This is a genomic window from Bradyrhizobium sp. CCBAU 53351 (assembly GCF_015291745.1).
GTDB lineage: Bacteria > Pseudomonadota > Alphaproteobacteria > Rhizobiales > Xanthobacteraceae > Bradyrhizobium.
Genome location: NZ_CP030060.1, coordinates 810,089 through 829,307 on the forward strand (window position 1 = coordinate 810,089; position 19,219 = coordinate 829,307).

Sequence of the window (19,219 nt, forward strand, 5' to 3'; positions counted from 1 at the left end):
CCGAGGTCTGCGAGAGGATGAGACGAGATGGAGGTTCGGTCTTCCCGGCGCATGCGAACACTGGTGACCCGAATGGTCCAATCGAGGCCTGTCCGCTAACGAGAACGCACGCGCGCTGATATCCATGGTGGCCGGAGCAAATGCTCCAATCAAAGGCCGGATACATTGATGCAAGACCGCTCACCGCCAGCTCGGCGAAACCACTTGCAACGCACGGCCGGACCATACATCGGGGTCATTTATATTGCTCCTTGCTATAGATCCGCTTCACCAGTAGCCGACAGTTTCGTCTCGCCGGTCGGTCACAAATCCGGGCAGTCGTACTGGCGATAACAACAGTGGCGTCCGTAACAACCGTGCCTATAACCGTGGCAGGGATATGCGCGGAACGGGTACGACCGCGGGCCGGTATGGTACGGACTGCAGCCATAACTGACCGGAGGGTATCCATAAGGCGGCTCCGCATATACGCAATAAGGGCCATAACAGCCGCCGCTCGTACTTGCGCCACGGAAGAGTTCGGCTCTTGCAAGACTGGAGATCCTCCGTTCGCAGTTGCAGTGAGAGACAGGGGACATCGTGGTCGTGCCTCCAGGAAAGGCCTGCACGACTCCGACACTCCTCGGCATCGGCGCTGCCGTCGCCAGCTCCAACTGGACAACCATCAGGACTCCCACCACCGTACAGCTCAATAGGGACTTCCAGCTGCTCATCGTTCGACTCCTTATCACGGTCGTTTCGACAGTCGGCTCCAAGATGTCGTCAAAAAGCTCCCGCCTGGCGGCCTGCGCAGCCAGTGCTGCTGATCCAAATATTGGCTGCCGCCAATCAAGTGCCACAGCCACATGATCGCTACGCTACTTTCCTACCCCAATGCCAAGACGTATAGCGCTTGCTTGGCGAACGAAAGCAGCACTCCACCGGCTGCGAGAGCGGCCACGCAGAGTGCCAAGATCACCGCGCGCTCCATGCTTTACCGTTTTAGGCGGTCGTGAGCGCCCGAAGGTGGGATCGGTCGAACAGTATCTTGGATAATGGACGTATTGGTCAGCGCGTAGCCTGATCTTATTGATATCGACCGCATCTCGAGCACGCCTTCTCCGCCATTTACAATTCCCCTCCAGGGCCAAATAAACCTCCCCGGAGTAGCTCCGGGCAAGCCTCTCAAGGAGAGGATCAGCAAGTCCGATGCCATCGGCGGGAGCATGACAGTTCTGACACGTATAAATGAGTTAGGGGATTCTGAGCACCATTGCGAGAGCGTCGCGACGCCATGTTAGTGCGACAACTGTCCCGAGTCTGACAGACGGGGACGTCAGTTGCGTTCTGGTGTTGATCCCATAATCAGACGTAGCACAGCTGCCCTCACTCTACAGCAGGCCTGCCGCTTCAGCTGGAGCATCGCGTTCCTCGCACCGTCGCCGCCATCGGTCAAAACGAGCAAACTGTGGCGCCTGAGCCGCTCGTGCAAGTCGCGTCCCGGTATAGGCAGCGTTCTTTGCTGCCAGTTCAGCGACAACCGGCGGCCACACTCGCTCGCGGACATCGAGTCAATCGCGCCGACGGGCGCCTAGTGTCGCGCGACGATCAGGATGGAAGGCAGCGTCAATCAAGGTGAGAGAGTTTCGCTGGGCTCGTGACGGAGGGAGGGCGTAGCCCGACCGGAGTTACGAGCCCAGCGTCGGCGCGATCCCGAGGAGGACCGCGCCGACTGGTGATCGCGGCCGGCGGGGTTATGCAAGTGGTTCTTCCGCCAAGAGGAATCACTCGCTTGCCCGGCCGACACATCACAGATCACCAGATGAGATGGGATGGTTGCCGCCCTCCCCAGACGGCATCGTAATGTGCCAAGAACGCAGTGTTTGAACCCCGAAGCGAAGAGGACGGCAAATTGATGGATACGGTGATCGGAGTGGATCTAGCCAAGAATGTGTTTCAGCTCCACGGGGCGTCAATGGCGGGACACTTGAAATTTCGAAAGAAACTGTCGCGGCTTCAGTTTCGGAAGTTCATGGCGGGCCACCCATCGGCAGTGGTGGTGATGGAAGCCTGTGGCAGCGCCCACTATTGGGCACGGGAGATGGTCAAGCTCGGCCATGAAGTGAAACTGATCGCTCCGCAATATGTGAAGCCTTTTGTGAAACGCCAAAAGAACGACGCGGCTGATGCCGAAGCAATCGTGATCGCGGCACAGCGCCCCGAGATGCGCTTCGTCGAGCCGAAATCGGAAGAACAGCAGGCCAGGGCAGTGCTCTTTCGGGCTCGGAAGCGCCTTGTTCATCAGCGCACCGATCTGGTGAATGCGCTGCGTTCTGTTCTCTACGAATTCGGCCATATCATCCCGCAAGGAATCGAACAACTTAAACGCATTGACGCAATCCTCGAAGATCCGAACAGCGATCTACCAGAACTGGTCCGCGAGGAATGTCGGAGTCTCATTGATCAGATCGCCTACAAGACGGAGCGGATCGATGCCAAGGCAGAGCAGCTCAAGAAGTTGGCGACGCGGACGGTCACGGCGCAGCGGCTGCAGACAATGCCGGGGGTCGGCCCGCTGACCGCACTCGCGATCGAGGCTTTCGCGCCCGACATGGCGGCCTTTCGACGTGGCCGAGACTTCGCGGCTTGGCTCGGCTTGGTCCCACGGCAACATTCCTCAGGGGGAAAGGAAAGGCTCGGACGCGTTTCGAAGGAAGGACAGGCGGACATTCGCCAGTTGCTCATCGTTGGGGCGATGTCGCGGCTGAACTGGCTCGGGCGCAAGTCGATCCCTAGCGGATCCTGGCTGGCGCAGATGCTGGCGAGGAAGCCGCGCATGCTTGTGGCGATCGCCTTGGCGAACAAGATGGCTCGGACGATTTGGGCCATGCTCACCCGGAAGGAGGATTATCGGAACCCAGCGCAGGCAGTGACGGCATGACTGCATGCAGCACGAAATAGCCTGACGTTGGCGAAGGGGGTGTGAGAAGGCGACGACCCGAATGGGCGCAACGATCGAACAGATCTGGATCAGGAAACCAGCTAGAGCCAAAGAGCCGACGTGCTCGGAGATGAGAATTGGACCTGGTCCGCGGATCACCATACCGGCCAGCGGCTTCTGAAAATGCCGTAAAGGAAGGCCTGACAGAAGACCGCACTCGATCACACGCCAAAGGGTCAGAAACTTCTTGCATTGCGGGCGGCAACCACAGAAGGCTCTACATGAAGTACCGTCAGACCGATAGCCCGCCAGTGGCGGCGGCCAAGGCGTCATTCAGTGCGTCGACCGCCTATCGGATCGAGAGAGATCCCCGATTTCCATCGCAAAGGAAGGCGCCCCGCGGCCGGCAACGACCGGACCCGTTGAGCGAGGTGTTCGAGACCGAGATCGTCCCGATCCTGAAGGCGGCACCTGGCTTACGCCCGGTGGCGGTGTTCGAGGAGATGCTACGGCGTCATCCGGATCTCGGCATCGGTATCCGTCGTACCCTGGAACGTCGGATCCGTGCATGGCGGGCGGTCCACGGCGAGGAGCAGGAGGTGATCTTCCGCCAAACCCACGAGCCTGGCCAACTCGGCCTCTCCGACTTCACAGACATGGACGAGTTGGGTGTTACGATCGCGGGTGCTCCGTTGGATCATCGTCTCTATCACTTCCGTTTGGCCTATTGCGGGTTCGAGCACGCCCACGTCGTGCTTGGCGGCGAGAGCTTCGTCGCCCTGGCGGAAGGCCTGCAGAATGCCCTCTGGTCGCTCGGTGGGGCGCCGCGGGAGCATCGGACCGACAGTCTGTCGGCCGCATTCTGCAATCTCAATCGTGATGCACGGGACGATCTGACGCAGCGATACGAGGCCCTTTGTGCCCATTACGGCATGCGGCCTTCCCGCAACAATCGAGGCGTTGCTCACGAGAATGGTTCGATCGAAGGGCCCCACGGTCATCTCAAGCGAGCAATCGCGGATGCCTTGCTGCTGCGCGGAACTATCGACTTCGACGATCTTGCCACCTATCGCGGCTTCATCGACGAGATCGTCAGCCGCCGCAATGCCCGCAACGCCAAGCGGATCGATAGCGAGCGCGTGGTGTTGCAGGAGCTGCCCGATCGGCGCACCTCCGACTACGAAGAGGTGATCGTCCGCGTGACCTCGTCCGGCGGCTTCACCCTGCGCAAGGTGTTCTACACGGTGCCATCGCGCCTGATCGGTCACCGACTGCGGGTGCGCCTTTACGACGATCGTCTCGACGTGTTCGTCGGGGGCACCCATCTCGTCACCTTGCCGCGTGGGCGGCCGCATCCCAATGGCAAGTACGACCAGGTCGTCGATTATCGGCACGTGATCCATTCCCTGCGGCGCAAGCCGATGGCACTTCTCAATCTGGTCTACCGAGATCAGCTGTTCCCGCGGGATGCCTATCGGAAGACCTTCGATCGCTTGCGCGAACGCTTGCCGGACAAAAAAGCCAGCCGGATCATGGTCGATCTCCTCGCGCTCGCTCATGAACGCGGCTGCGAGGCCGAACTCGCCGATCAGCTCACCGCCGATCTCGAGGCCGGCCAACTGCCCGACCTCAACCGGCTACGTGCTTACTTCGCCCCCGATCCCGCCAACCTGCCGAACGTCGTGGTGCAGCTCGTGCCGCTTGCGACCTACGAATGCCTCATCGGTGCCGCCGAGACCGGAGGTGCCGCATGAGCGTAACGAACACGGTTGATGCCGCGCGCCTCAATCTGCTGCTCAATGAGCTCCGTCTGCCTGCCATCAAGGTGCTGTGGGCGCAATTTGCCGAACAGTCCGACAAGGAAGGCTGGCCGGCCGGCCGCTTCCTCGCGACCATCGCCGAGCACGAGATTGCCGAACGCGGCCGCCGTCGGACCGAACGACACCTTGTCGAAGCACGTTTGCCCACCGGAAAGACCTTCGACAGCTTCGACTTCGAAGCCGTGCCGATGATCTCAAAGGCGCAGGTGATGGCGCTCGCCGCCGGTGACAGCTGGCTGGGCAAGGGCGCCAATTTGCTGTTGTTCGGCCCGCCCGGCGGCGGAAAGAGCCACTTGGCGGCAGCGATCGGCCTGGCCCTCATCGAGAACGGATGGCGCGTCCTCTTCACCCGGACCACCGATCTCGTGCAGAAGCTCCAGCTAGCGCGACGCGAGCTTAACCTCGAGGCGGCCATCAATCGTCTCGATCGCTTCGATCTCCTGATTCTTGATGATCTCGCTTACGTCACCAAGGATCAGGCCGAGACCAGCGTGCTGTTCGAGCTCATCAGTGCACGCTACGAGCGCCGCTCGATGCTGATCACCGCCAATCAGCCATTCGGCGAATGGAACAGGGTCTTCCCGGACCCCGCCATGACCCTGGCCGCTATCGATCGCCTCGTTCATCACGCCACCATCGTCGAGATGAACGTCGAGAGCTATCGCAGACGGACCGCCCTCGAACGAAAACGCGGTCCCGGACGGCCGCCATCGCACGCGACACCCAAAACCGTCGCTGATTGACGCTGCGCGACAATCAGAGTTCAACAAAACTCTTGCGCGCGACAATCATCGCGGCAATCATCATCAGGCCGCGACACGCCTCGCCATCCTGATTGCCGCGCACTTCCTACCCAGATTGCCGCGCTACAGCCTAGATCAAGCCCCCATAGTTACACGCTCACAAGACGTGGCTTCGTTCGATCCAGCGTCAAATAGGTCCCGTGCTGGACTTGCGGCGAGATCTGCGAGCGAGCGTCGACAATGCCGGCTCATACGAGGAGTCCCCACCGCGCCCTGCCTCCCGCCCTGGCACCGATACGCTCGACCAGCGCTCTTCACACGCGGCCGGGCCGAGTTCTTACTTGAAGAGCGTCGCCCACAGGCAGCCGACCATCTCGCGTGCAATGGCGGTGGTGACGATCACCCCGGCTTTGCTGGCCGCCGACAAGGGGTGATAGAGGATGCACAGCTTGACCTGGGCTCTTTGCCCGCTTGTTGATTGGTCGGCGCGATTAGGATGATCCCTAAGTTGCGAACTTCCTCGCCGCGCACTCCTTGGGCCATCGCAACCGAAATCGTTGCCTTGTGTACATCCAGCCCTACGAAAATGCTATGGTTCATCAGGCCCGCTCCCCATGCTTGGGGTTCGGCGCCGGACCATCCGGCGCAACCCTCGATAGGAGCTTGCCGCGGGGCCGCCCGTCACCTCACAGGGCGGACAAAGGGTCTAGGGGATGCTGAGGTCCTCTGCAAAGGTTCGGCCTGCCGCACTGGTCCTGAGCTCGTAGCAAATTCGTATGCCTTCGGCTAAGTCGCTTCTTCCGGCTTTTGCGACCGCGCTGGCGTGTACGAATACGTCCGGACCTCCGTCATCCGGTCTGATGAAGCCATATCCCTTTCTTGCGTTGAACCATTTCACGATACCTGTTGCCATGTGTCGAACTCCGGCGTCTTCAAAAGCTAACAAAAAGTACGCACTCAGCCAGCGAAGCTCATGCCGCACGCAAGGGCGCTGTAGAACAATGTAAGATTGCGAAAGAAGGTAAAAAGCCGTCGGTATGCCATACAATTGCGTATCTCACTTGATGCGCTCGCTTGTGCTCCATGAAAAGTGCGATCGCGGCGCGACAAGATTGCGGACTTTGGTGCACTGTCAGCTTGCCGTTGCTCAACGCAAGGCGTCATTATCGCATGTCCGAGCGACGCAGGTTGGAAGAAGAGTGAAAGGTGGTGGTGACCGTCATTCGCCGTCAGGCGCACCGCTCGGCGCAAAGCGGTCGAGCAAGTGCGCCGGTCGGTTTGGATGAGATCTACGGCGGTGAAAGCGGACACGGCGCTAGTGGGGGCAGCTGTGGCCGCTCGCATGGAATCCAAGCGAGAGCTCATGTCGCTACTTCGGATATAAGATGCACCGCCGCTTGCGATTGCAGCGCCTCGGCGCCAAAGTGTTGGCAGAAGTATCCTGACAAAAGTCATCGAGCACCTGTTCTCGCGAGAGACCAATGCATCTATTCTCATTGGCCGTTAAGCAAGTAGCGTGCCGCGCCTTATGACAACGGGACCAACTGCCGACTAGGTTGCTCTGCCGTTTTGGTTCTGGTGATGTAGGAGTGTGGGAGAGACTATGCTCCTGCTCGCAGCATTGCCTCGGCCGCAGAACATTTGGGCCGTTGCCCAGAAGCTTGAGAGTGACGCTCAATCTCCTGAGATAGGTCCTGGCGCTATGAGGGAGAGGCTCTTGCCGCATGTAGGCGGTCCATGACGGTATGCGCGGCAGCAGTTGCAGCGCCCATGCTGCCATCGTTGGACATCTAACATGGGCAGCTGGCGCAAAACTAACAATAATCGTACTGCCTGGTGTTAGATCAAGCGCACCGTTGCTGAAACCCGGCGGACGCGCGCTTGGCCCGACAAGTGGCGCGGACGATCTCGGGGACCGCGAGCAGGCCTGGAGCACTTCGGGATCAGGTGCGCGTGCAGGATCGATTGCACCTCGTTCTTGAGCCGCGCGATGCCGCACGACCTGGTAGCGCCGCGCCGCTAGCCGACGCTTGCGTTCCGTCTCTGCGTCAGGCGTCCGGATCTGCGGCAGGTGCCGCGGGCGCCTGCAGACACGCGAGTGTGCCGGCATCGATCTTGTCGGTCTCGACTTGAGCCTGGGCGATCGCCTTCACCTGATGCGAATTGGCGACAATCACGCGTGCCACGAACGACGCCAGAACCGGCGACACCGCCACTCTGTTCGCGGTCGCTTCGACCACCACCGCATCACTGGCCAGCAGGGTCTTGCCAAAACCGTCCAACGCAGTCCGCGTCTATATCAATACGGCCCGCATGTCGGAGGCTGCCATCCTCCCAAACCACCACCTCTCCGAGGTTCGGACGTCGATGTCAATCACCCGTCGCACTTGCACCTCCTGCCAAATCAGACCACATGACGGGAGCTACGGGCGACACGACAACTACGGATGCGCGCTCTCAGCGCAACCGGGCTGGTCGCAGAGGCGGCCAGCTACTAACCCGAGCTCGTGGCTGATCGTATGCATCGGCCTGCCCGCACCTTGGTGCTCCCGGTGCCTCTCTCCCGATGGTTGCACCATACGCCACTATCTTGAATATCGCAGCGGGACATCGGCACCGAGAAACTCAAATACCGGTTACCAATCCGATCGAGCGCCTCAACGGCAAGATCAAGCGGCGATCCGAGGTCGTCGGCATCTTCCCTAACGGAGACGCAATCGCCGACCTAATCGATGCGACCCTGTCGAGCAGAACGACGAATGTGCGGTCCAGGCGCCCGCTACATGACGCCGGAAAGCATCGCGCCATTAAGCGATGAATTCATCGTCGGTCTGCCCGACGTGGCAGGCTGATGCCTTCCGACCCGCCTGCCGGAAAATCGCAGGTAACCTACCGTCAGCTACACCATGCCCCGGCAGGGTGCTGGCAGCGGAGCTTGCGTCAATTGGATCGAACGTCTCTTCGTTTCTCAGCATTTGAGGCGCGGTATCTACCCGTCGAGGAGCGGCCTAGGCATCAACACGGCGATCTTGTGAGACGAAGTGTTCAAGCGTCCCACAGGATGCTCGCCGATGGCATCTTATGGTTCATCAGTGCAGGGTTGACCAAGCAATTTAGCGGCAGAGCTCCAATCGATGCTTCGGATGCCCTGCTTAAACCAGTCAACCCATTTCTTGCTTATGAAAATCGCGTAGCAGCCTGAGAGAGGATCACGCTCACGCGGGGCCATCGGGGCTGCGAAAGGATGCAGCCGTTGCCCCTGAGCCTAGCAGAACGGCCGTCGGGGCGACTTAACGCCCCAATTGGCCGTCTTCAATCTAAGGGCTTTAGGCGGTTGGGGGCAATCCCCGGCGCCTAGCAAGCTTGATGGTCCTGCCTGACAGCTCAACTATGCGTTTCTCCGCCGCTGTGAACGAAATCCTTCAATAGGATCAAGCCGCCTCCGTACGGTCTGGGGAATTGAGCGGAGTCGTTGAGGAAACATAGCCGAGAGCAGCTTGCTTCTGGCGCCGTCGCTCCACGGACGGAGGGATGCCCATTTTGCCACGGTATTTTGCGACCGTCCGGCGCGCTATATCGATCCCAGAGGAACGCAATAGCTCGACGATTGCGTCATCTGAGAGCACTGATGCTTGGGCCTCGGAGTCGATGAGCCTCTTAATGCGGTGGCGAACAGCCTCTGCCGAGTGAGCCGTCTCGCCGACGGCTGAAGCAATGGATGGTTTGAAGAAGTATTTGAGCTCGAACCGTCCACGATTGGAGGCCATGTACTTGTTGTTCGTTACGCGTGAAACGGTGGACTCATGCACCCCCGCGGCGTCGGCCACTGCTTTCAGATTGAGGGGTCGTAGATGCTCTACGCCGTAGGAGAAAAAGTCATGTTGCTGACGCACAATTTCGCTCGCAACTTTCAAGATTGTGTTCGCACGTCTCTCAAGTGAACTTACCAGCCAGCGTGCATCAGACCACTTATTGGCCAGGTAGGCCTTGTCATTACGGTTGCGCATTTTGCCCTTGAAATCGCGATAATAAACCTGATTCAGCGAAATGCTGGGAAACGCTTCACTGTTCAGCTCGACTACCCAATTGTGGTGATGACCCCGGCGAACAAAGACATCTGGGATCAAAAGTTCCAGGCGCACCGAACCAAACTTATGTCCCGGCTTCGAGTCGAGTGACCGAAGTTCCGCAATCATATCGGCGATGTCCTCATCGCTCTCTCCGCAAACGCTGCGCAGGGCAGGAACCCCCTCAGGTACAAGAGCGAGGTTCTCAACCAGTGCCTGCATCGCTGGGTCATAGCGGTTGCGCTCGCGCAGCTGGATCGCGAAACATTCTTTCAAAGAACGAGCGAAGACGCCAGGAGGGTCAAACGTCTGCAATGTTGCCAGAACGAGATCAACATCTGTTTGCGAGGCCCCCAGCCGTTTGGCGGCATTTCCTAGGTCTTGCGGCAAGTATCCGGCGTCATCGACGAGGTCGATTAGATAGCGTCCGATGAGTCGCTTTGTGGGCGACGTCAGCGCGAGTCCGAGCTGCTCGGTCAAATGATCGCGGAGGGTGATCTCTTTCGGTACGCACGCCTCTAGATTATAGTCTTCCTGACAAGATCGGCTGCGGGACGCCTCTGTGCCGACGTCCAGCCGATCTTGGTCCGAATTCTGAGGAATGTCCTCATCAAATGGCTCGGAATGAAGATCGTCAAGCTCCGGGCTGGGCGCCGCGTCGAGCTCGGGGCGAGTGCCAGGGTCTACGCTCAAGCCGTCTTGTTGGCTATTGTCGAACGCGTCGCTGTCAAGATCACTAGCGTCGTCCGGACCGCTGGCTTCGCTGAAGAGGTCGGTCGTTGTTCCGGCATCCTCTTGCGTCAGCATGTCTATGTCGCGCTCCAGCAATGGATTGCACTCGAGCTCCTCCTCCACGAAATCAGCCAGATCGAGATTAGACAATTTCAGCAGCTTTATCGCCTTCGCCAGGCGCGGCGATAGTACGGCTGATTGCGATTGCCGAACATTCTGCTGATATCCCAGGCTCATTGTAAGGTCTCTCCCCGGCTGATGTACGGCGTCTGTATGCGAGTTACCAATTGATGTTCGGCACGCAGACGGTTGTGGATATGGAAGCGCAAGGCGATCTCCCGCCCTACAGGCGCAGAGTCCCCTCTCGCTCTATCTTCATAGAATGTTTGATGGCCGCCTGTGGGGAGGCCAAGGATGCGGCCTGCTGTTGATAGTCTGGTTCTGGTGAACCGAGACGAGGGCGCCACGACAATGAACTGTCCAGTTGGCAAATAGAATCTGCGTTCTGATTGCCAGAGGCCATAGTTTTTGCCGGGTTTCGCATCGAAGTTGTCGCGGCGACCTACGCCGCAGGCGTGTGTCATCGTCCGGCCTTTCCACACAATACGTTCTTGGCCTGACACGATTGGCGCGCCTCGATTGTTAACAGGCGCAGGACCGGACTGCTTACCGGCGGTGGTCGCTCCAGCTGAAAAAAAGCGAGGGCTTTGTGTCCCGGCGGGGCCCGGGCTGAGGTAGAGCGCATATAATCGCTTGGTGCTGTCCCCGCCGAGGGTGGCATAGGGTCCGGAGCGCTTTTTGCAACGCTCCGCTTGCCGCTGCGGTCGCAGCACCATCTTGGGAACGCGTTCCCAGAGGCGAGCTCTTCCGTGCAAGGCCGTATTTGGCCAAATTCTGGCTCGGCGCAGTGGGTCGCCCGTTCGAGTGAACCGGGCGAAACACGTCGCTCCATCGCAGGTCTGGGGCGGCAAGTGCCGGAGACCGGGCAGCAACAACGCGGCGTGCCGGACATCATTCAACGGACTGAGCAAGAGGCCTCCCGAGATCTGTTCAGTGGAAGCATCAGCAAGAGGTGTGCCAAGCCAGTACGCCGGATGCCGCTCATGTCCCTTGTTGATGATCTCAGGTAGTGATGCAGTACGACGGAGCTCGCTGCGGTGTGTGAACTAGCGGCCCGATCGACCTTTGTGGCAACCGCAACAATCAAGATGGGCGACATCGAACAACGCGGGATGGAGGTCTCAGGCAACTAGCGCGCCATTGTTTAGGTGCATCGTCCTGTGCTGCCGCAACACGCCCAAGCCGCCAGCGAGATGCCGGGCGGCGCTAATCGTGAGCTATCTCGTGGTACAGCTATTGCTGCGACGATGACAAGCCTAGCGCGAGGAGCAGCTCTCAAGAAGCAGCCGGATGTCGAGCGCGCGAAGCGGCTCGTCGTCTGATCTAATGCGGCGCCGGGTGAGTTAAAGCAAGTGATCTCGCACGTTGGGCCACGGCGCATGTCAATCAAAGTAATGAAGTTTGGGGGATCGAGCTTTCGTGATGCGGAGGCGTACCGCGCTGTCTCCAGACATATAGTAGATAGGCTTGCAAATGACGCGCGGCAAGTCGTGGTCGTCGTTAGCGCGATGCACGGCCAGACGGACGTACTGAAGTCTCTAGCGCTCTCTGTGAATGAAATCTGCAGCACCGTTGCCTTGGACACCGTCCTGACAGCGGGAGAAATGATTTCCGCTGGACTTCTTGAGGCAGCATTGCAAAGACACTCGGTGCCGACATCATCGCTCTTTGGCTATTCGATTGGAATCAAGACATCCTTGGTTCTAGGTAGGACGGTCATCGAGGAGGTCGACAACAAACCGCTGCTAAAGGCGCTCGATTATGGCCGCGTGGTAATCCTTGCCGGAGCGCAGGGTCTGGATGAAGGTGGACGGGTCTCAATGCTCGGCCGCAATAGCTCGGATTTGACTGCGGTAATAGCCGCCGATATGGTGGGAAGTGGCGTTTGCGAAGTCTACTCGGATGTCTGTGGCATCTACTCCGCCGATCCGAGGATTGTGAGGCAAGCAAGGCTGCTCCCGACAGTCTCCTATGCCAACGCAAGTCGGATAGCACGCTGCGGGGCGAAAGTGCTTCACCATGGCGCAATCGACTATGCTGCCGGCCGGAGAATAGCCATCTCCTGCAAATCGTTACTGCCGAATGAGATGGCCGGTACTTTGGTGACTGACGCAGGAGGCGGGGTTTGCGTGGTCATCAACCCGTCAGCAACACGGGTTGCATTTCAAAGCGTCTTCGAAAAACGTAATGCTGAAGACGTTTTACGAAGGCTTGGTATCATGTGGATCGATCTCGAGCAGGATGAAAGCCCCGAGGGGTATTTGACGCATGACGCGGAGGCCGCGCTTACCGCTCTGCATCGGGAAGGCATCCACCCCGTGAGGAGTGCGCAGAAGATTGTTGTTTTAGCGCTCACCGGGTCCAAGCCAAAGACATACGAATTGCGAGATCTTGAGGCCGCTTCTTACTGTGCTCAGAGGGTCCATGCAGAGCTCCGCACTAGTGGGGTGGAAGCACCTCACTAGCCATCACCTCCTGATTGGCGATATACCGCGCTGCAGGTCGGGAGAGCCGGCTACTCACCGCGGAAATGAGTCGTCAGCGGCAACTTCACCTCCCTTGTAGAAGTCTTGAGATGGCTTGTCACGATGACCATCGCCGAGCGGACCGATCCTTCGATAAGTGCATTCCGCTACTGGGCAGTTGAGTTACGCAACGCCAGAACGCACGATCTGCCAGGTGCCTGCCAGGCAAGTGATGCGCAACCAATTACCGCGCGCCCAACATGCAAACGGCCTTCGTTAGCCTACTGGTTCTGTAGCCGGGCTCACCGTGAGTGCGGGCGGTTAGCGTATCCGTATCCGAGTCCAGGTTGACCTGGGCCGCAGTGTGATGCGGGTAGGCGACCTGCCCGACGACTAGGCCCGTCCCCAGGGAGCTAGTCGACTGAAGCTGGAACATGTTCAGGGAGAAACAAGAGTTAGACGGTCGTGGTACTCGAAGTGTAGCACCAGCGAGATGCGGAACAGGTGCTAGCCTGCCGCGGTGATCAAGCGTCTGGCGTGAGGCCTCGCCGAGGCAGCGAGGCCCGATGCAGATGTCATGTCAGAGCGGGGCTGCTTCCGCTAAGCTATCTTCAAAGATGTCCAAACCCTTAGTCAGCGTCTCCGGGTCGATCGTTAGCGGAGGAAAGAATTTGATGACCTCGTCCGCCGGGCCGCATCGTTCAATGATGAGGCCCCTATCGTACGCCTTGCGTGCTGCAGTCTCAGCGAGGTGAGTATTTCGGCAATCAAAGCCGAGCGCCATTCCGCGGCCGCGGACAGTGAAGTGGTCTCCATGCGCGCGCGCAATAGCATTAAGCCGGTGACGCATCAGCGTTCCCAGTCGATAAATGCTTTGCGAAAAGATCTCAGTGCGCCAGTAGATATTCAAAGCTGCAGTTGCAGAGACAAGCGCTAGGTTATTTCCTCGAAAGGTGCCCGTGTGCTCTCCCGGTTCCCATATATCAATTGCCTCTTTGATCAACAACATGGATAACGGCAGACCATATCCACTTAAGGACTTCGACAATATTACGACATCTGGTGACAACTCGGCGAACTCAAAGCTGAAGAAATCGCCAGTACGGCCGCAACCCATCTGAATATCGTCGACGATAAATATGGCTCCAATCTCTGCCGCTAGGGCTTGTACGGATCGTAGCCATTCCTTTTGAGCGACGTTGATGCCGCCCTCCCCCTGTACTGTTTCAAGGAGAATGGCGGCTGGCGCATCGATGCCGCTGCTAGAGTCCAGCAATATGTTCCGCAGGTGCTCCGCCGTATCAATCTCATCTCCAAGATAACCATCATAGGGCATTATCGTGACGCCGGACAGGGGGACTCCACTGGCTTCGCGAAGAAAGCGACTGCTGGTCGCAGCCGCGGCGCCGAGACTGAGGCCATGATAACCACGTGTGAATGAAATGATGTTGTGGCGCCCGGTTACTTTACGCGCCAGCTTCAATGCCGCCTCAACGCCATTGGCACCTGTAGGTCCAGTAAATTGAAATCGATAATCCAAGCCCCGCTCACGAAGAATAACTGAGTTGAAAGTCTCCATAAAGTCGACCTTGGCCGGAGTGGCCATATCGAGGCCGTGAACGACAGCATCAGATCCCAGATATTCTGTAATAGCTGCCTTTAGCTGATGATTGTTGTGGCCGTAATTGAGCGCTCCAGCCCCGGAAAAGAAGTCGATGAACCGTTCGCCCGTCTCGCTTAGCAGAAAGGGCCCGCGCGCATGACTAAAGCACGCTGGGAAGAGACGCGAGTACAGGCGAACGTTGGATTCCAACGTTTCTAACGTTCGAAGAGTACGTGAGGGGTCGGCAGAGTTATTCATGATCGCACCTTCACTTTGTCCATGAATATGGCTGGTGCACGTGACATACTCCACCATGCGGAATATTAAACCTCTCAGCGTTGGTAGTCCCTCGTCGAGCGAGGGAGAATCGTCGAGCCGGTGCGACGCTGTTGCGGTTTGGTCAGGAGGCCATTCACTAAGCGCGGCTTGAATACGGCTGGCATGCGCACTGTTGCCGATGCCGGACGGCTCGCCGTGGCAATATCAAGCTTCCAACATCGAGCTTGAGGCGGCGATATAGGGACTCGTCGGAGGCCAGACCGTGATCGCCGGGCGAAGCGAGCCTAATTATACGCAGCCCTCATGGATCAAGAGAGCTGATAACACCTATTGAAAGGCCGACGGCGATACAGGACGATGACCCTGGACAAAGAGCCCCGGCAGGCGCCGGGGCCCTCGATCATTGATTGAGAAACTGAGATCCTTATTTGCTCGCGAGTGGCCAGCCAAACTTGTAGTTGAGGCGGGCGGTGACGAGATCAAAGTCCTGACGAATGCGGTCGTTTCCTAGTCCTGTTGCGAAGCTAACGTCACTAGCCGGCATGAACACGTGGTCGTACTCGATGCCAGCTGACCAGTTCGGTGTTAGGCTAATCTCAAGACCGGCACCGGCCGTACCTCCCCAACGTGTGGTATCCGCGTCGCCCAGAAAGCCAGCCGAATTAGTGATCCGATAAGTGCTCCCTACCACAGCCGCGCCCGCTTTGGCGTAGAGCAGTACGTTGCCGGCCGAATAGCCAATCTGGCCGGTCAGCAAGCCGAAACCGTCGATGTTTGTGTGATTGGTGGTGCCCGGGTTGGCAATGCTAACGTTTGAGCCGCTGAGATCGGCCCAGTTGCCCAGCCCTTCGAGTCCGAGCACGGTATTGCCGAATTGCCAACGATATCCAATCTGGCCCCCTACTGTGCCGCCGGTTGCGTCGTGAGAGCCCTCGGGGATAGAGCCGAGAAAATCCCAGGAGTTATGGCTCGAGCCCCAGCCGCCATTGACGCCGGCATAGAAGCCGCTCCAGTCGTAGAGCGCGATGACAGCCGGGCTGGGCGTCGGCGTATTCGGAAATGCGGGACGCGCGGCGAGATCTGCGGCAGACGCGGACGTCGCAGCGGCCATCGCAAGAATGCTCGCGCAAACGAGTGACTGCTTTTTCATTTCGGTTGTTACTCTCTTTAATGGCCCCCAGTGTGGCCGTTGTATCAGCGCTTACGCGAATTGCTGTACCTGAAGTGCAACAGAGCTCGACGATAGCAGAGCCGAACCTGACGTAGTGTCAGGTTGTGAAGAGATAGTGCGAGCATGGCGCGCAGGCGTCGGAATTCGAGGCGAACGAAGGCGCCTGCGGCGCTCGATGTTGCGTGTTGGCTCGTGTAGCAAATGATAGCTGACAGTGCGTGCCGGCTGCGGCCCGGATGTATACGCCGTTATAGGCTTTTGTTGAATGCGGAACGAGAGCGCGTAAGCGCTTAGCGAGAGCGGATAGCTGTGCGAAGAAGCGTCCGGCTTGGATCGAGGTTTAGATGGGATTAGACGGCAAAAAGGATGTCCATTTGGACGTCTCATCGGCGAGGTCGGTGAGCCGGCTGGAGGTTCTTGGAGGACCTTCGGGGCGCCGCGTGCGTTCGGAGGCTGAGAGCCGCCTCGCACGGCGGCAACACGCCTCGCTCCCGAAACTGCCGTCGCCAATCGTAGATCTGCTAGCGCGTCGCTCCGTGCTTGCGCGCCCCTCGGCCACCGCGACACGGGATAACAGACTCTCGGCGACTTATCCGAGTCGCATCCGACATTCGCGCCGCTGATCGTGGGAGATGCGTCGGAGGAGTGTCAAGTTCCGCGATCAAGCTTGAGACGCCGCAATCGACGATGTCGTGTTGCAGACGGATACGGCGACAGATGGCGAGCAGCTGTCCGGGGTGATCCGCAAGGTGCGAGCGTCACGATGATCGCGGCCGCTGCTGATAAGAGTTACATTGCAACCGGCCGATCGACTTCCACTGTCGCCACGATGGGCTTACGGCGAAGTGCAGGAGATACTTCGTCTTGATCCATTCAGCGGAGGCGCCTTCGCGTTCCGATCGAAACGAGCGGACCGGATCAAGACTTTTGTCTGGGATCGAACGGGCCTGGTGTTGGTGCACAAGCGTCTTGAAGGTTGCAAGTTCGTTTGGCCAACGATCGCAGACGGCGTGATGCGGATATCACCGGCGATGTTCGCGGCACTGTTCGAGGGGCTGGATTGGAGGTTGGTCCGCCCGGAAGAAGCACGGCGCCCCCAGGCGGCGGGATAACTGCGGCAGAATGACTCGGCAGCTATTTTGAGCGTGGCACGCGCGGCGGCGATGTGCTCGAAATAGCGCATGAGCATCGCGGCGCTGCGCGACGAAAATGAACAACTGAAAGCCCTTTTGGCGCAAACGCGGGCGGCCTTGAGCGAGCATCAGGGGGCGCTGGCGGCGTCGGAGGAAGCGCAGCGTCGGCTGGAGGTCATCCTCGGCGAATTGCGGCGCGACAGGTTCGGCGCGAAATCCGAGAAGCTGCGGCCAGATCAGTATCATTTACCGTTGGAAGACGTGGAGATCGCGCAAGGCATCCTGGACGCGGCGCAGGAGAGAGCCGAGGCTGTGATCAAGGGCCGATCGCGGAGCGTACCGGATCAAGGTTCTCATCGCAATCGCGGCTGCTTGCCTGCCCATTTGCCGCGCGTGGAACGGATCATCGAGCCTGCGAGCACGCTCTGCCCGTGCGGTTGCGGACCATGACGAAGATCGGCGAGGACGTCAGCAAGCGCCTTGACGTGATCCCGGCGCAATGGCGCGTGCTGGTCACACGCCGCCCGAAATACATCTGCCGCCGCTACTCCGGCACTGTCGTGCAGGCGCATGCGCCGGAGCACGTCGTACTCAGCGGGCCGCCGACCGAAGCGGCCATTGCGCACGTGATCGTCTTGTCGCGCGGCGATCAGGATGGAAGGCAGCGTCAATCAAGGTGAGAGAGTTTCGCTGGGCTCGTGACGTAGGGAGGGCGTAGCCCGACCGGAGTTACGAGCCCAGCGTCGGCGCGATCCCTAGGAGGACCGCGCCGACTGGTGATCGCGGCCGGTCGGGATTATGCAAGTGGTTCTTCCGCCAAGAGGAATCACTCGCGTGCCCGGCCGACACATCACAGATCACCAGATGAGATGGGATGGTTGCCGCCCTCCCCAGACGGCATCGTAATGTGCCAAGAACGCAGTGTTTGAACCCCGAAGCGAAGAGGACGGCAAATTGATGGATACGGTGATCGGAGTGGATCTAGCCAAGAATGTGTTTCAGCTCCACGGGGCGTCAATGGCGGGACACTTGAAATTTCGAAAGAAACTGTCGCGGCTTCAGTTTCGGAAGTTCATGGCGGGCCACCCATCGGCAGTGGTGGTGATGGAAGCCTGTGGCAGCGCCCACTATTGGGCACGGGAGATGGTCAAGCTCGGCCATGAAGTGAAACTGATCGCTCCGCAATATGTGAAGCCTTTTGTGAAACGCCAAAAGAACGACGCGGCTGATGCCGAAGCAATCGTGATCGCGGCACAGCGCCCCGAGATGCGCTTCGTCGAGCCGAAATCGGAAGAACAGCAGGCCAGGGCAGTGCTCTTTCGGGCTCGGAAGCGCCTTGTTCATCAGCGCACCGATCTGGTGAATGCGCTGCGTTCTGTTCTCTACGAATTCGGCCATATCATCCCGCAAGGAATCGAACAACTTAAACGCATTGACGCAATCCTCGAAGATCCGAACAGCGATCTACCAGAACTGGTCCGCGAGGAATGTCGGAGTCTCATTGATCAGATCGCCTACAAGACGGAGCGGATCGATGCCAAGGCAGAGCAGCTCAAGAAGTTGGCGACGCGGACGGTCACGGCGCAGCGGCTGCAGACAATGCCGGGGGTCGGCCCGCTGACCGCACTCGCGATCGAGGCTTTCGCGCCCGACATGGCGGCCTTTCGACGTGGCCGAGACTTCGCGGCTTGGCTCGGCTTGGTCCCACGGCAACATTCCTCAGGGGGAAAGGAAAGGCTCGGACGCGTTTCGAAGGAAGGACAGGCGGACATTCGCCAGTTGCTCATCGTTGGGGCGATGTCGCGGCTGAACTGGCTCGGGCGCAAGTCGATCCCTAGCGGATCCTGGCTGGCGCAGATGCTGGCGAGGAAGCCGCGCATGCTTGTGGCGATCGCCTTGGCGAACAAGATGGCTCGGACGATTTGGGCCATGCTCACCCGGAAGGAGGATTATCGGAACCCAGCGCAGGCAGTGACGGCATGACTGCATGCAGCACGAAATAGCCTGACGTTGGCGAAGGGGGTGTGAGAAGGCGACGACCCGAATGGGCGCAACGATCGAACAGATCTGGATCAGGAAACCAGCTAGAGCCAAAGAGCCGACGTGCTCGGAGATGAGAATTGGACCTGGTCCGCGGATCACCATACCGGCCAGCGGCTTCTGAAA

Annotated in this window: 12 protein-coding genes and 2 pseudogenes; 9 read left to right on the forward strand and 5 right to left on the reverse strand. The window is 59.1% G+C overall.

The window, feature by feature from the left end:
- The first annotated feature begins 1,894 nt into the window (after positions 1–1,894).
- The 3 genes from XH83_RS38725 (at position 1,895) to istB (ending at position 5,483) form a co-directional block, all read left to right on the forward strand.
- Positions 1,895–2,920 (forward strand): IS110 family transposase, encoded by a 1,026-nt coding sequence (locus tag XH83_RS38725; RefSeq protein ID WP_164934317.1) that lies wholly within the window; start codon positions 1,895–1,897, stop codon positions 2,918–2,920.
- 281 nt (positions 2,921–3,201) lie between these two features.
- A complete protein-coding gene (istA, locus tag XH83_RS38730; RefSeq protein WP_128955127.1) occupies positions 3,202–4,674 on the forward strand; it encodes an IS21 family transposase in 1,473 nt (490 codons plus the stop codon).
- Positions 4,671–5,483, forward strand: coding sequence for an IS21-like element helper ATPase IstB (gene istB / locus XH83_RS38735; protein ID WP_206736872.1), 813 nt, complete (start codon positions 4,671–4,673; stop codon positions 5,481–5,483). Before istA ends, istB begins: the two co-directional genes overlap by 4 nt.
- A 706-nt stretch (positions 5,484–6,189) precedes the next feature.
- Here the strand turns inward: istB and XH83_RS38740 are convergent.
- Together XH83_RS38740 and XH83_RS38745 are read right to left on the reverse strand one after the other, a co-directional pair.
- A complete protein-coding gene (locus XH83_RS38740) occupies positions 6,190–6,396 on the reverse strand; it encodes a cold-shock protein (protein ID WP_128929882.1) in 207 nt (68 codons plus the stop codon).
- A gap of 1,019 nt (positions 6,397–7,415) precedes the next feature.
- Positions 7,416–7,870, reverse strand: a pseudogene (locus XH83_RS38745) (transposase); the annotation flags it as partial.
- A 203-nt stretch (positions 7,871–8,073) separates the two neighbouring features.
- Between XH83_RS38745 and XH83_RS38750 the strand changes: the two are divergent.
- Positions 8,074–8,335: pseudogene (locus tag XH83_RS38750) on the forward strand (transposase); the annotation flags it as partial.
- Positions 8,336–8,914: 579 nt separating this feature from the next.
- Here the strand turns inward: XH83_RS38750 and rpoN are convergent.
- On the reverse strand, positions 8,915–10,519 hold the full coding sequence (gene rpoN / locus XH83_RS38755) for an RNA polymerase factor sigma-54 (protein ID WP_128929881.1): 1,605 nt from the start codon (positions 10,517–10,519) through the stop codon (positions 8,915–8,917).
- 1,262 nt (positions 10,520–11,781) lie between these two features.
- Here rpoN and XH83_RS38760 point away from each other — a divergent pair.
- Positions 11,782–12,867, forward strand: a complete 1,086-nt coding sequence (locus tag XH83_RS38760) for a uridylate kinase (RefSeq protein WP_128955125.1) — start codon at positions 11,782–11,784, stop codon at positions 12,865–12,867.
- 580 nt (positions 12,868–13,447) lie between these two features.
- Here the strand turns inward: XH83_RS38760 and ectB are convergent.
- Positions 13,448–14,728, reverse strand: coding sequence for a diaminobutyrate--2-oxoglutarate transaminase (ectB, locus tag XH83_RS38765; protein ID WP_128929879.1), 1,281 nt, complete (start codon positions 14,726–14,728; stop codon positions 13,448–13,450).
- Between the two features lie 445 nt (positions 14,729–15,173).
- Positions 15,174–15,899 carry an outer membrane protein gene (locus tag XH83_RS38770; RefSeq protein WP_128955124.1) on the reverse strand — a complete coding sequence of 242 codons (726 nt, stop codon included), beginning with the start codon at positions 15,897–15,899 and terminating at the stop codon, positions 15,174–15,176.
- Between the two features lie 866 nt (positions 15,900–16,765).
- Between XH83_RS38770 and tnpB the strand changes: the two genes are divergently transcribed.
- The 4 genes from tnpB to XH83_RS38785 all read left to right on the forward strand — a co-directional run bounded on the left by tnpB (position 16,766) and on the right by XH83_RS38785 (position 19,036).
- Positions 16,766–17,032 carry an IS66 family insertion sequence element accessory protein TnpB gene (gene tnpB / locus XH83_RS40585; RefSeq protein WP_367401008.1) on the forward strand — a complete coding sequence of 89 codons (267 nt, stop codon included), beginning with the start codon at positions 16,766–16,768 and terminating at the stop codon, positions 17,030–17,032.
- 69 nt (positions 17,033–17,101) lie between these two features.
- Positions 17,102–17,503: a transposase gene (locus XH83_RS38780; protein WP_232995633.1), complete on the forward strand. Its 402-nt coding sequence runs from the start codon at positions 17,102–17,104 to the stop codon at positions 17,501–17,503.
- Positions 17,500–17,733, forward strand: coding sequence for an IS66 family transposase zinc-finger binding domain-containing protein (locus XH83_RS40105; protein ID WP_232995632.1), 234 nt, complete (start codon positions 17,500–17,502; stop codon positions 17,731–17,733). The genes XH83_RS38780 and XH83_RS40105 overlap by 4 nt, the downstream gene beginning before the upstream one ends.
- 277 nt (positions 17,734–18,010) lie before the next feature.
- Positions 18,011–19,036 (forward strand): IS110 family transposase, encoded by a 1,026-nt coding sequence (locus tag XH83_RS38785; RefSeq protein WP_164934317.1) that lies wholly within the window; start codon positions 18,011–18,013, stop codon positions 19,034–19,036.
- The last annotated feature ends 183 nt before the right edge of the window (positions 19,037–19,219 follow it).